12 protein-coding genes are annotated in these 12,304 nt (G+C 63.9%); 6 read left to right on the top strand and 6 right to left on the bottom strand.

From position 1 onward, the window contains the following. Positions 1-5: 5 nt before the first annotated feature. On the bottom strand, positions 6-1,562 hold the full coding sequence (locus LQK84_RS17950) for a carboxyl transferase domain-containing protein (RefSeq protein ID WP_269072178.1): 1,557 nt from the start codon (positions 1,560-1,562) through the stop codon (positions 6-8). Between the two features lie 272 nt (positions 1,563-1,834). Here LQK84_RS17950 and LQK84_RS17945 point away from each other — a divergent pair, with 272 nt between their 5' ends. From LQK84_RS17945 to LQK84_RS17930, 4 genes are read left to right on the top strand one after another with little or no spacing between them, the layout of a single operon-like run. After that, entirely contained in the window at positions 1,835-2,473 is a 639-nt protein-coding gene (locus LQK84_RS17945) for a TetR/AcrR family transcriptional regulator (RefSeq protein WP_230830107.1), read from the top strand. A gap of 2 nt (positions 2,474-2,475) precedes the next feature. Beyond that, on the top strand, positions 2,476-3,306 hold the full coding sequence (locus tag LQK84_RS17940) for an SDR family oxidoreductase (protein WP_230830106.1): 831 nt from the start codon (positions 2,476-2,478) through the stop codon (positions 3,304-3,306). A gap of 25 nt (positions 3,307-3,331) precedes the next feature. Continuing rightward, complete coding sequence (locus LQK84_RS17935; protein WP_230830105.1) at positions 3,332-4,912, top strand: long-chain-fatty-acid--CoA ligase; 1,581 nt, start codon at positions 3,332-3,334, stop codon at positions 4,910-4,912. Between the two features lie 17 nt (positions 4,913-4,929). Further along, positions 4,930-5,721: a crotonase/enoyl-CoA hydratase family protein gene (locus LQK84_RS17930; protein WP_230830104.1), complete on the top strand. Its 792-nt coding sequence runs from the start codon at positions 4,930-4,932 to the stop codon at positions 5,719-5,721. Between the two features lie 138 nt (positions 5,722-5,859). Here LQK84_RS17930 and LQK84_RS17925 read toward each other — a convergent pair whose 3' ends face one another. The 5 genes from LQK84_RS17925 to LQK84_RS17905 form a co-directional block, all read right to left on the bottom strand. Further along, positions 5,860-6,342 carry a MarR family winged helix-turn-helix transcriptional regulator gene (locus LQK84_RS17925; RefSeq protein ID WP_230830103.1) on the bottom strand — a complete coding sequence of 161 codons (483 nt, stop codon included), beginning with the start codon at positions 6,340-6,342 and terminating at the stop codon, positions 5,860-5,862. A gap of 28 nt (positions 6,343-6,370) precedes the next feature. Then, positions 6,371-6,637 carry a hypothetical protein gene (locus LQK84_RS17920; RefSeq protein WP_230830102.1) on the bottom strand — a complete coding sequence of 89 codons (267 nt, stop codon included), beginning with the start codon at positions 6,635-6,637 and terminating at the stop codon, positions 6,371-6,373. Positions 6,638-6,660: 23 nt separating this feature from the next. Further along, positions 6,661-8,118 (bottom strand): amidohydrolase family protein, encoded by a 1,458-nt coding sequence (locus LQK84_RS17915; protein ID WP_230830101.1) that lies wholly within the window; start codon positions 8,116-8,118, stop codon positions 6,661-6,663. 91 nt (positions 8,119-8,209) lie between these two features. After that, positions 8,210-9,016, bottom strand: a complete 807-nt coding sequence (locus LQK84_RS17910; protein ID WP_230830100.1) for an IclR family transcriptional regulator domain-containing protein — start codon at positions 9,014-9,016, stop codon at positions 8,210-8,212. A 21-nt stretch (positions 9,017-9,037) separates the two neighbouring features. Next, positions 9,038-9,895 (bottom strand): dioxygenase family protein, encoded by an 858-nt coding sequence (locus LQK84_RS17905; RefSeq protein ID WP_230830099.1) that lies wholly within the window; start codon positions 9,893-9,895, stop codon positions 9,038-9,040. Positions 9,896-10,004: 109 nt separating this feature from the next. Here LQK84_RS17905 and LQK84_RS17900 point away from each other — a divergent pair, with 109 nt between their 5' ends. Both LQK84_RS17900 and LQK84_RS17895 read left to right on the top strand, forming a co-directional pair. Next, the gene (locus tag LQK84_RS17900) at positions 10,005-10,781 is read left to right on the top strand and encodes a citryl-CoA lyase (RefSeq protein WP_230830098.1); all 777 of its coding nucleotides are present in this window, start codon (positions 10,005-10,007) and stop codon (positions 10,779-10,781) included. After that, the gene (locus LQK84_RS17895) at positions 10,778-11,908 is read left to right on the top strand and encodes a CaiB/BaiF CoA transferase family protein (protein ID WP_230830097.1); all 1,131 of its coding nucleotides are present in this window, start codon (positions 10,778-10,780) and stop codon (positions 11,906-11,908) included. The genes LQK84_RS17900 and LQK84_RS17895 overlap by 4 nt, the downstream gene beginning before the upstream one ends. Positions 11,909-12,304 lie beyond the last annotated feature (396 nt).

Below are 12,304 nucleotides of genomic sequence, written 5' to 3'. Positions count from 1 at the left end.
CATCGTCATGGGCGTGCAACCCCGAAGCTGGAAGGACGAAGGCTGCGCTGGCGCGCCTCAAGGCAGGTCAGCAGGCAAAAGGCGATCACGCTGCGGCTGTCGCGCGGGTCGATCAGCCCGTGGTCGAGCACGCGGCCGGAAGTGTAGAAGGGCGAGGATTGCCGGTCGAAGAGCGACTTGATCGCCGCTTCCTGCGCGGCGAGCTTTTCCTCGTCCAGCGCGTCGCCACGCCGGGCAGCCCCGGCGCGCGCCACGGTGGACATGGTGCGCGCGGCCTGTTCGCCACCCATCACGCCACTCTGGCTGCTCGGCCAGGCGAAGAGGAAATCGGGCTCGAAGGCGATGCCGGCCATGCCGTAATTGCCCGCCCCGAAGCTCGCGCCGACATAGAGCGTGATCTTCGGCACCTTGGCATTGGCGACCGCCTGGATCATCTTCGAGCCATGCTTGATCATGCCCGCCTGTTCATAGGCCGTGCCGACCATGTAGCCGGTCGTATTGTTGAGGAAGACGAGTGCCGTGCCGGCCTGTTCGCAGGCCTGTATGAAATGCGTCGCCTTGGTGGCGCCCGCCGGGTCGATCGGCCCGTTATTGCCGAGAATGCCCACCGCCACACCATGGATCGAGGCCTGAAGGCAGACCGTCTGCGGGCCGTAGCCCGGCTTGAACTCGGTGAATTCCGAGCCGTCAACGAGACGCGCGGCAAGCTCGCGCACATCATAAGGCACTTTCATGTCGAGCGGCACGAGACCGGCAATTTCGTCGGCGGAAAGACGCGGCGGCGCAAAGGCGCGCGCCTCGCGCTTCATGTCGCGGTTCCAGTCGAGCCGGGCCATGACATCGCGCGCCATGGCAATGGCGTGGATATCGTCTTCGGTGAGATATTCGACGAGGCCGGAGACCGTGGCGTGCATTTCAGCCCCGCCCAGTTCCTCCTCCTTGGCCTTTTCGCCGGTCGCAGCGTAAACGAGGGCGGCACCGGCCAGTGCGGCCATGCCGTTCTTGCGCACGCCGATCACATAATCCGACATGCCGGGCATATAGGCCCCACCGGCGGTGGATGGCCCGTGCAGCACGGCAATGGTCGGCAGGCCGGCGGCGGAGAGGCGGGCGAGATTGCGGAACACCGCCCCGCCGCGTGCCCAGTCGTCCACCACATAGTTCATCAGGTTCGCGCCGGCGCTTTCCACCAGATGGATGAAGGGCAGTTTCTGGCGCAGCGCAATTTCCTGCATGGAGAGCATGGCCTGCAACGCGAAGGGGCTGAGCGCGCCGGCATTGATGCCGCTGTCGTCCACCACGATCATGGCCCGCACACCGGAGACAAAGCCGATGCCGCCGATGAAGGTCGAGCCCGGAACCGATGTCGCCTCATCCTTCGTGTCAGCCATATAACCGGCAAGGCTGTGCAGCCTCAGAAACGGCAGGCCGGGGTCGATGAGGCGGGCGAGCCGTTCGCGCGGGGTGATCTGGCCGCGCTCCTCGAAACGGGCGCGTCGCTTTTCCGAGGCGGTCTCGGCGCGGGCTTCGAGCGCGCGAAGCTGGCGCACCGTGTCCAGCATGCCGGCGCGATTGACCTCGAAATCCGGTGCTCCGGCATCGATCTGGGTTTGAAATGCCACGTCTTCCTCCATCTCATCCGGGCCGCCTTCATCGGACTGCCGGGGTCGCTCCTCTGACCCCGACTGGCCTTGCGGCGGCCGGTCTTCAGCGAACTCTTTTTCAAAGCTGCTGTCGAGCACTTGAAAACAAACCGTTCGTACGGTATGTTTGCCACAAGCTGGATGGAGACGTCAAGCCATCCGTTGCAGACGACGAGGAAAAGGGGGAGGCCATGACGACAATCGAAGATGCCGAAAAGGGACCGCGCAAGCAGGCAGACCGGGTGCGCGACATGCAGGACCGGCTGATTGCGGCAACGGTCGTCTGTCTCGACCGCTATGGCTATTCCGGCACCTCGATTTCAGCGATCCAGGATGCCGCCGGCGTGTCGCGCGGGGCGATCCTGCATCATTATCCCTCCCGGCAGGACCTGATCGCCGCCACAGCCTCACGGCTTCTCGATGCGGCTCTTCGCCCGACGCGGGAAGGCCGGCCGGGCCGCGGCGACGGGGCCAAAAGCCTTGAAGAATTGCTGCTCTTCTATTGGCGGCAGGTGATGAACGTGCCGGAAGGCCGCGCCTTCATCGAAATTGTCGTGGCCTGCCGCACCGACGAGGCGCTGGAATCGGCGCTGGCGGATCTCTTCACCACCTGGGATGCGAAGGTCGCCGAAAGCGCCCGCCTGCGCTTTGCCGCCTTTACCGGCGATGCGGACGATGCCGCTCTTCTCTGGTCGATTGCCCGCACCTTCCTGCGCGGCCTCATCATCCATGCGCGCTTCGTCGAAGACCCGGCGCATCTGGAAAACATGGTTCGGCGGTTCGGCGCGATGCTGTCCGCCCAGCTTTCCCTCAAGACAGCGGCGCATTGAATATGACCGGATCCCTGAAAGACAAGACCCTCTTCATCACCGGCGGCAGCCGTGGCATCGGCCGCGAGATCGCGCTGCGGGCAGCAGCCGACGGCGCCAATGTCGTCATCGCCGCCAAGACTTCCGAGCCGCATCCGAAACTGCCCGGCACGATCCATTCCACCGTCGCCGAAATCGAGGCTGCCGGCGGGCGCGGACTGGCGCTGATGCTGGACGTGCGCGATGCGGATGCGGTGGAGGCAGCCCTTGCCGAAGCGGCAAACCATTTTGGCGGCATCGATGCGCTGATCAACAATGCCGGCGCGATCAGTCTTACCCCGCTTTCGGAAACCAGCGTCAAGCGCTTCGACCTGATGATGCAGATCAACGCGCGGGCGGTCTTCGTGACCGCCAGAGCCGCCCTTCCTCACCTGAAGAAATCCGCCAATCCACACATCCTCAGCCTGTCGCCGCCGCTGAATTTCGGCACGCAATGGCTGAAGCCCTACATCCCCTACACGGTCACGAAATATGCCATGACGATCATGTCGCTCGGTCTCGCGGAGGAGCTGAGAGCCGACGGTATCGCCGTCAACACGCTGTGGCCGAAGACGACGATTGCAACCGCAGCCGTCGAGCATGAGGTGGATGCAAGCCTGCTTGCCCGTTCGCGCACGCCCGCCATCATGGCGGATGCGGCGCACGCAATCCTGACCTCGCCCGCCGCCGGCTATACCGGGCAGAGCACCATCGACGAGGACGTTTTGCGCGCGCGCGGCGTCACCGATTTCACCGCCTACAGCATCGACCGCCAAGTGGAGGAGCTTGCGCTCGATCTTTACGTAGACCCCTGAGCACATCACCAATGGGAGGAGAGACATGCTCAATTACAGCGTTATTCTGGAGGATGCGGCTCGAACGCTCCCCGACAAGACGGCCTTCATCTTCGGCGACAAGCGCTGGAGCTATCGGGAACTCGATCAGGCTGCCAACCGCATTGCCGCCGGCCTGAAAGCGCTCGGTGTCGGGCGCGGCGACCGCGTCGCGGTCAGCTGCCCGAACGTGCCCTACATTCCGATGATCATGTTCGGCGTGCTGAAAGCCGGGGCGGTCTATGTGCCGCTCAATATCCTGCTGAAGACCGAGGAAATCGCCTATCACCTGCGCGATTGCCAGGCGAAGGCCTTTCTATGCTTCGAAGGCACCGAGGCGCTGCCGATGGGCACATGGGGCCATGCGGCCTTCGAGATGGTGCCCGGCTGCGACACGCTGATCGCCATCACCGCCGACCCCGCCGCCGCTTCGCCCTTCGAGGGCTGCCCGACGCTCGGGCAGGTCATGGCCGCGGCCGCCCCGCTTCAAGAGCCCGAGGCGACGCATCCGGACGACACCGCCATCATCATCTACACGTCCGGCACGACGGGCGACCCGAAGGGCGCGGAACTGACGCATTCCAACGTGATGATGAACACGTTCCTGCTGCGCGATCTGATGCAATACAAGGCGAGCGACGTGTCGCTGCTTGTCCTGCCGCTCTTCCACGTCTTCGGGCTCATCGTGCAGATGTCGTCCGGCATTCTTGCGGGCATCACCCATGTCATCCAGCCGCGTTTCGATCCCGAAGCGGTATTGCAGGCCATGGCGCGGGAGAATGTCAGCGTCTTCTGCGGCACGCCGACCATGTATTGGGCGCTTCTCCATCATGACAGCCCGACCATGCCGGATCCCGCGCATATCGGCGCGCATCTGCGCTGCTGCATTTCCTCCGGCCAGTCCATGCCCGGCCCGACGCTGAAGGCCTTCGAGGCGAAATTCTCGACGACCATCATCGAGGGCTACGGCATGTCGGAAGCCTCGCCCGGCATCACCTTCAACCGGCTTGAAATGCCGCGCAAGATCGGCTCGGTCGGAACACCGTTCTGGGGGATCAATGTACGCATCGTCGATGCCGACGATCGCGATGTGCCGCAGGGCGAGACCGGTGAAATCATCTGCCGCGGCCACAATGTCATGAAGGGCTATTTCAACGCGCCGGAAAAGACCGCCGCAGCGCTACGTGGCGGCTGGCTGCATACCGGCGATATCGGCCGTTTCGACGAGGACGGCTATCTCTATATCGTCGACCGGCTGAAGGAGATGATCATTCGCGGCGGCGAGAATGTCTATCCGACCGAGGTCGAAAAGATGCTCGCCGAACATCCCGCCATCTCGCTCGTCGCCGTCATCGGCTCGCCGGACGAGAAATACGGTCAGGAGATCAAGGCCTGCGCGGTGCTGAAGGCAGGCGCAAGCCTGACGGAGGAAGACTTCATCGCCTGGGCGAAAAACCGCATGGCAGCGACGAAATATCCGCGCCGGGTGGAGTTCATGGCGCAGCTGCCGATGACGGCGACCGGCAAGATCCTGAAGAAGGAACTGGCGAAGCGCGAACTGGCACGATATCAGCCGGAACCGGCGTGAGGGGAGACAGAGCCTAGATGACGCAAACATATGAAACCCTGACGCTGAGCGTGGATGCGCGTGGCGTTGCCACCTGCACACTCAACCGGCCGGAAAAGCGCAATGCGATGACCGACCGGATGCTTTCGGAGCTGATCGACATGGCCGGCCGGATGTCGGCCGATCCGGCGGTGCGCGTGGTCATCCTCACCGGCGCGGGCGATTTCTTCTGCGCCGGGGGCGATCTCTCCTGGATGAAACAGCAGATCAACGCCGACCGGCCAACCCGCATGAAACAGGCGCGCGGTCTCGCCGATGCCCTGCAGGTGCTCAACACGATGGATAAGCCGCTAATCGGCCGCATCAACGGCAGCGCCTTCGGCGGCGGGCTCGGGCTGATGAGCGTCTGCGATGTGGCGATTGCGCCGGAAACCGCCCAGTTCGGCTTTACCGAAACCCGGCTTGGCCTCATCCCCGCGACGATCAGCCCCTACGTCATTGCCCGCATGGGCGAAGGCAAGGCGCGGCGCGTCTTCATGTCGGCGCGGCTTTTCCCGGCGCAGGAAGCCGTGGCGCTCGATCTTCTGGCGAGAACAGTCCCGGCCGGCGAACTCGATGCGGCGATCGAGGCGGAAGTTGCGCCCTATCTCACCGTCGCCTCCGGGGCCGTCGCAGCCTCCAAGCGGCTCGCCCGCTCGCTCGGACCGCGCATCGAACCCGACGTGATCGAGGCAACGATTGCCGCCCTCGCCGACACCTGGGAAACCGAGGAAGCCAGCCACGGCATCGAAGCCTTCCTCTCGAAGACCCCGCCGCGCTGGGCACGCTGAGAGAGAGATCCGGACGCGCCTGCCGCCGGTTTCGCTTGCGGTCACGGCAAACCGATCGGGCCGACGCGGGCAGTTGCGGAAGCGCGCCGTTACAGAGAAGAAACGCGCCGCAGCCGCTGCCGTTTTCGCTTCTGGCCCTTACGCCCCTTCGAGCTGCAGGAAGACCTTTTCCAGCAGGCCGTTCAGCTGGGCCAGCTCGTCGGACGAGATGTTGACGAAGCTTGATGCGAAGACCTCGTCGGCCTCCTTGCGGGCGAGGCGCCGCAGCCGATCGCCCTCGGGCGTCAGGCAGACATCCGTCACGCGGCCATCGGTCGGGCGGACGCGGGTGACGACAAGTCCGTCGGCAATCATGCGCTGGACGATCTTGGTGGCGGTGTTGAGCTTGATGACGGAATAGTCGGCGATCTCGGACACGCTCAGATGCTCGTCCTCGTAGAGCGACATCAGCACGCGCCAGCGCGCCATGTCGAGATCGAGCGGCTTGAGGCGGCGTTCCAGCACATGAACGTAGCGCGCATTCACCCGGGAGACCCAGTAAAACGGCCAGTCTTTCTTCATGCGCTTTTCCGTCGTCACAATGGAGTGCAGAACGGGATTGGACACGGTCTCATCGGACATGGGCGTCTCGCCTCTCCAGATTGGCTTCTCACGTGCACGTCAGTTCGCAGGCGTCGTCGACGTCACGAAAAGTGCCCATATTGGAAATCGAATGGATCCGCAACTGGTCAACGCCCGCACCCGCGCCGCGCGCATGGCCGACCGGGACACGTAAGGAGACGGGAATTGGGGATGAAACGGCCGCGTACGCCCGCAGCCGCGTCGTGCGCGTTTGCGGGATTTGCCACGACGAATAGATCGGGAAGCGGCAAAATAAAGCTGAAGAAAAGCTGACGACGGGCGGGATGACACGCATGTCGCCCCGCCCGTCACCGATGCTTAGTCGCGGAACAGGTCCTGTTCGACACCCGCCGCCTTGAAGAGATAGTCGCGGCTTGCTTCCAGCTCGCGGCGGAGCTTCTCGATATCGTGGCCGAGAAGCTGGCCCTGCCACTTGCGGACCTGACCGGCGCAGATCACGGTCGAGACGTTGCTGCGCTCCATCAGCGTGACCACCGCGCCGGCGGCATGGTTCAGCGGCGCGACGTTGATGGCGTTGGCGTCGAGCAGGATGATGTCGGCTTCCTTGCCCGGCGTCAGGCTGCCCGTCTTGTGATCGAGTTTCAGACCCCTGGCGCCCTCGATGGTCGCAAAGCCGATGACGTCCATGGCCGAGAGCAGCTTCGGATACTCTTCGCTGCGCAGTGCCTTTTCGTTGGCGATCATGCGCTGGAGCGTGATGGCCGAGCGCATCTGCGTGAACATGTCCGCCGTCATCGTGCATTCGACATCGGTCGAGAGCGACGGCTTGAGGCCGAGGTCGAGCGCCGTCTGCAGCGGCGGCTCGCCATGGCGCATCTGCATTTCGATCGGCACCGAAAGCGAGATATGCGCGCCGGCATCCGCCGCCGTCTTCCAGGCGAATTCGCTCATCCCCGTCATATGGATGAAGATGTTGTCGGAGCCGAACTTGCCGGCTTTTGCCAGATCATCGAAGGTCGGGCGCATGCCGAACGTGCCGACGACATGCAGCGCGATCGGGATGTTCAGCTCGCGCCCGGTCGCCCAGGCCTCCTCATAAAACGGCAGGTAGATCTCGCCGCCCATGACCATGGAGAGAAGCTGGTCGTCGCTGGCAAAATGCTCCACCTTGATGCGGCGCGCGTCGCCCGGATATTTCGCCTTCTCGCCCCAGCCCTCGAAATAGCCGAACACGGCCCGGCGGCCGGTGTCGCGCAGCGCCTGAATGGCCGCATCGGAATGTTCGGGCGAGTGATGGATCTGGCTGACATCCATGACCGTGGTCACGCCGGCGTCGATCTGGGCAATCCCGCCGAAGAGCTCGGAGATATGGACATCTTCCGGCCGGTAGACGTTCGAGAATTTCTGCAGCATCCATTCGTAATAGTTGGCCGCACTTTCCGGGCGGCCGTCATTGATCAGGATCGCATCGGGCAGCAGGCTGCGCAGCGCCGTCTCGAACTGGTGGTGATGCGTATCGACGAAGCCGGGCATGACGATCATGCCGGCGGCGTCGATCACCGCCGCATCCGCAGCGCTGAGCGACGGGCCGACGGCGAGGATCTTGCTGCCCTCGATCAGCACGTCGCCGACGGCGAAGTTGCCGACCTGGCTATCCATCGACAGGATCGTTCCACCCTTGATCAGCGTCTTGCGACCGGCCTGCCCGATGCCCGCCGGAGCGGGCCCGGCCTCGCGCCTTGCCGAGAATGACGGCGCGTGGCCTCCCCCGGCTTCCGCCGGCGCCCGTAGCCTCAGATCACAGAACTTGCACATGATGACCTCCCATTTTTTCGAATACCGAAATTAATTTCGCAATTTTTTCAGGCCGTCAGCCATCCTCTCCGGATAACCGGGCCTCACATGTTCACTTTGACGACAAGGCGGCTGCGAGCGCCGGCGCACGCAAGGCGGCAACCCCGATGCGGCTGGCAACGGAGCGCAGGTCTTCCAGCCGTTCGGCCACCATCTGGTCGGCGCTGACGAGACCGGAATAGCCGGACGAGTTGACGGCCGCGGTGATGCGGCCCTCTGCATTGCGGATCGGTACGGCAAGCGCGGTGATCCCGTAGTCGAGCTGATCGACGGTGGTGGCGTAGCCGAGTTCGCGGACCTTCCAGATCAGCCGGCGAAGCTCTTCCTTCGACACGACCGTGCGCGACGTCAGAGGCTTCGGCTCGACCGAGGAGAAATAGTCGTCGAGTTCCGCATCGCCCAGACCCGCCAGCAGAACGCGGCCAAGCGAGGTGGCATGCGCCGGATAACGCGCCCCGACCACCGCCGTCGCCCGGCGGGCGCGCTGCGTCGAATGATGCGCGATATAGATGACATCATGGCCGTCGAGCGTCGCCACCGAGGCGGCATCGCCATGGGTCTCGACGATCACGCGCAGTTCCGGCAACAGAAGCTCGTCGATCCGGGCGGCGAAATAGAAGCCGGAGCCAAGCGTCATGACCTTCGGGCGCAGGTGATAGCGCTTGCCGCTGACGCCGACATAGCCGAGATCGGCAAGCGTGAAGAGGCTGCGACGGGCGGCGGCCGGCGACAGGCCGACGCGCCGGGCGATCTCGCTCAGCGTCATTTCGGAATGCGCAGCGTCGAAACATTCGATCACCGCGATCCCCTTCGCCAGCCCTTCGACATATTCCGCGGGGCGTTTGCGATCGTCAGCCATGTCCAGCCTGTCCAGCACTCGTCAGCCTTCCGGCGCCAGCACGAAATCGAAGCGGCACTTGGCGTCCGGCCTCTTTTCCAGCGTGTACGCCAGCTCTTCCTGCCTCTTGACAGGTTCAAGTTTGGCAATCAACGATTTTCGCACACCGAAAACAGCGTCGTTGTCGACATATTCGGTATTCTCGAAGAACAGCTCGGTCGTGATCCCCCGCATGCCGGGCGCCCGGATGATGTAGTGCAGATGCGCCGCGCGCCAGGCGTGGCGGTCGCCGGCTCTCAGCAAGCGGCCGACCGGGCCGTCATAGGGAACCGTGTAGGGCTTCGGCAGCACGGTCGTATAATAATACCGGCCCTGCGCGTCGGCGGTGATCTTGCCGCGCAGGTCGTATTTGTCCTGGCCCACCTCCTGGATCGGATAGGTACCCGAACCGTCGGCCTGCCAGGTGTCGATGATGGCGCCGGGCAGCGGATTGCCGAGCGAATCGCGCACGATCCCGTGGACCAGCAGCGTCGTGCCTTCCCGGCCGCGCGCCAGATCCGCGCCGAGCTCCAGAACCGGGGCGTTGTCGAGGTAGAACGGGCCGAGGTTGGAGCCCTCCGTCGCGCCGCCGCGCGTGTTGATCATGTCGACCAGCGCCGAGAGCCCGAGAACGTCGGACAGCAGGATGAACTCGTGACGCTCCGGCGTCGAGATCTGCCCGCAGTCGTAAAGGAAGTTCAGCATGCCCATCCACTCGTCATGGGTCATGTTCACCTCGCGGGTGAAGTCGTGCAGGTGGTCGATGAAGGTTTCCAGCAGGAACTTGAACCGGCTGCCCTCTTCCGTCCTGAAACTTTCCTTCACCGCGTCCGTGATCGTGAACTGATTGATTTGGCTCATGCCCGTCCTCCGCTTCCCATGCTTCTCCCTATCAGGGTTGACGCCAAGCTAGAACAGGTCTTACTATTCGGCAAGTGAATTTTTTTTCGCTATCCGAAAAGGAAAATCGATGCGGATTGGAAAACAGGACGGCGCCTTCACGGCGATCGCAACGTCGGACGAACACTCGATCACGGTCAGGGGCGAGGATCTTTGCCGCGACCTGATCGGCAAGATCGACTTCACCGACTATTTCTGGCTGCTGGTCTGCGGCGTGCGTCCGGATGCCCACCAGACGGCGGCGATGAATGCCTGCCTCGTGGCAATTGCCGAACACGGGCTCGTCCCTTCCGTTCAGGCCGCCCGCATGACGCTGGCCGCAGCGCCCGAGGCCTGGCAGGGGGCAATGTCCGCCGGCCTTCTCGGCATGGGCACGGTCGTGGCCGGCTCGTCGGAAGTCGCGGGGCGCTATCTCGCCGAGGTCGTGGCCGCCGGTGGCGATGCCAGCGCGGCGATTGCCTCGCTCGAAGGGCTGAAGGCCGCGCGCCAGAAGGTGCCGGGGCTTGGCCATCCGCAGCATTCAGGCGGCGATCCGCGCGCCAACCGCCTGCTCGAAATCGCCGACGAACTCGGCATTTCCGGCGCCCATGTCGCGGCGCTGCGCCATCTCGGCGAGCATGCGCCCAAGGTCATGAACCGTCCGCTTCCGATCAACGTGTCCGGCGCGATCCCCGCCGTTATTCTCGACGCCGGCTGGCCGCTGGCGGCGCTGAAGGCCGTGCCGCTTCTGGCCCGCACCGCAGGCTTGGCCGCGCATCTCTACGAGGAAAGCGAGCGGTCGATCGGCTTCATCATGTCGAACCACGCCGATCTTGCGATCAGCTATGACGGAAAGGTCGCCGAATGAAGCCGCTCAAGTCCATCCGCGTCATCGAAATGGGCACCTACATCACCGGCCCTGCGGCGGCGATGCAGCTCGCAGACCTTGGCGCCGACGTGATCAAGGTGGAGCGGCCGGGCGAAGGCGACCCCTTCCGCGCCTTCAAGGGCGGGCTCTATTCGCCGCATTTCCAGACCTATAACCGCAACAAGCGTTCCATCGCGCTCGATACGCGCAACAAGGACGATCTCGCGGTCTTCCAGGCGCTGATCAAGAATGCGGATGTCTTCATCCAGAACTTCCGTCCGGGCGTCGCCGAAAAGGTCGGTGCCGGCGAGGAGGCGCTGCATGCCATCAACCCGCGCCTGATCTATTGCGCCATCTCCGGCTTCGGCACGTCAGGGCCGGCCCGCGACCGGCCGACCTATGACACCGTGGCGCAGGCCGCGAGCGGCTTCCTGCGCCTCGTCACCCCGCCCGAAAAGCCGCGCGTCATCGGCCCGGCGCTCGCCGATGCCGTCACCGGCCACTATGCCGCGACCGGCATTCTGGCAGCACTGGTGGAACGCGGCGTCACCGGCAAGGGCCGCCGGCTCGACATTTCGATGCTGGAGGCGATGAGCCATTTCAACCTCGACAGCTTCACGCATTTCTACTCGGAAGGCGAAGTGATGGGGCCGCTGTCGCGCCCCGTCGTCAGCCAGTCCTACACATTCGAATGCGCCGACGGAAAGTGGATCGCCTTCCACCTCTCCTCGCCGCCGAAATTCTGGGAGGGACTGCTGGAGGCGACGGAGAAGACGGAACTGGCAACCGATCCGCGCTTTGCCGAACGGCTGGAACGCATCAAACATCAGGACGACCTCATCGACATCCTCACCCCGGTCTTCCGCACCCGTCCGCGCGACGAATGGTGCGCCCGGCTCGAGACGGCGGAGGTCCCCTATTCGCCGGCCTATGACAGCAACGAGGCGCTGGAAGACCCGCAGGCCAAACACCTGCAGATCGCCGTGACCGTGCCGCATGCCACGATGGGCCAGTTCACCACCGTGCGCGCGCCCTACAGTTTCGACGGCGAGGCCGAACGCGGCATCATTCCCCCGCCCATGCTGGACGAGCACGGCGCGTCGATCCGCGCCGAGCTGGGGCTCTGATCCGGGCGCGCCGCAAACGCACCATCGCAAGACCTTGATGGCGGATGTCTCTCGGGACGTCCGCCATCAGCGTATGGGGTGCCTGCGCCCATGATGCATTGAGCATGGCCTAGGACCTTGGGTCGCGCCGGTCTCGGTCGAAGGAAGACAGCTCGCCCGGAAAATTGTGATCACGATTTTGACTGTTGGCGGGACTTTCGCGGCCAAACGTGATCTCATCTCCGACGAAACCAACGCGTCCCCGCATTCTGAAGATGTATTTCAGGCCGCTTTATGGCGCGGTTTCAAGCATAATGCCCTGTATTCCAGTGCCTTGATGCCCCTTGAGCAATCTCAGTTCACCCCGCTTGCATTTCCTCTGGCCTCATAATAATTGTGATCACAATTTGAAACCGA

This window comes from Rhizobium sp. C4 (genome assembly GCF_021026315.1).
Lineage (GTDB): Bacteria > Pseudomonadota > Alphaproteobacteria > Rhizobiales > Rhizobiaceae > Ensifer_A.
This window is presented reverse-complemented; position numbering and strand designations above follow the sequence as displayed.

Bases quoted from the DNA above. Each gene is read 5' to 3' on its own strand.
- LQK84_RS17950 (WP_269072178.1), bottom strand. From the start codon at position 1,562: ATGCTGGACACGGTGCGCCAGCTTCGCGCGCTCGAAGCCCGCGCCGAG.
- LQK84_RS17945 (WP_230830107.1), top strand. From the start codon at position 1,835: ATGACGACAATCGAAGATGCCGAAAAGGGACCGCGCAAGCAGGCAGAC.
- LQK84_RS17940 (WP_230830106.1), top strand. From the start codon at position 2,476: ATGACCGGATCCCTGAAAGACAAGACCCTCTTCATCACCGGCGGCAGC.
- LQK84_RS17935 (WP_230830105.1), top strand. From the start codon at position 3,332: ATGCTCAATTACAGCGTTATTCTGGAGGATGCGGCTCGAACGCTCCCC.
- LQK84_RS17930 (WP_230830104.1), top strand. From the start codon at position 4,930: ATGACGCAAACATATGAAACCCTGACGCTGAGCGTGGATGCGCGTGGC.
- LQK84_RS17925 (WP_230830103.1), bottom strand. From the start codon at position 6,342: ATGTCCGATGAGACCGTGTCCAATCCCGTTCTGCACTCCATTGTGACG.
- LQK84_RS17920 (WP_230830102.1), bottom strand. From the start codon at position 6,637: ATGCGTGTCATCCCGCCCGTCGTCAGCTTTTCTTCAGCTTTATTTTGC.
- LQK84_RS17915 (WP_230830101.1), bottom strand. From the start codon at position 8,118: ATGTGCAAGTTCTGTGATCTGAGGCTACGGGCGCCGGCGGAAGCCGGG.
- LQK84_RS17910 (WP_230830100.1), bottom strand. From the start codon at position 9,016: ATGGCTGACGATCGCAAACGCCCCGCGGAATATGTCGAAGGGCTGGCG.
- LQK84_RS17905 (WP_230830099.1), bottom strand. From the start codon at position 9,895: ATGAGCCAAATCAATCAGTTCACGATCACGGACGCGGTGAAGGAAAGT.
- LQK84_RS17900 (WP_230830098.1), top strand. From the start codon at position 10,005: ATGCGGATTGGAAAACAGGACGGCGCCTTCACGGCGATCGCAACGTCG.
- LQK84_RS17895 (WP_230830097.1), top strand. From the start codon at position 10,778: ATGAAGCCGCTCAAGTCCATCCGCGTCATCGAAATGGGCACCTACATC.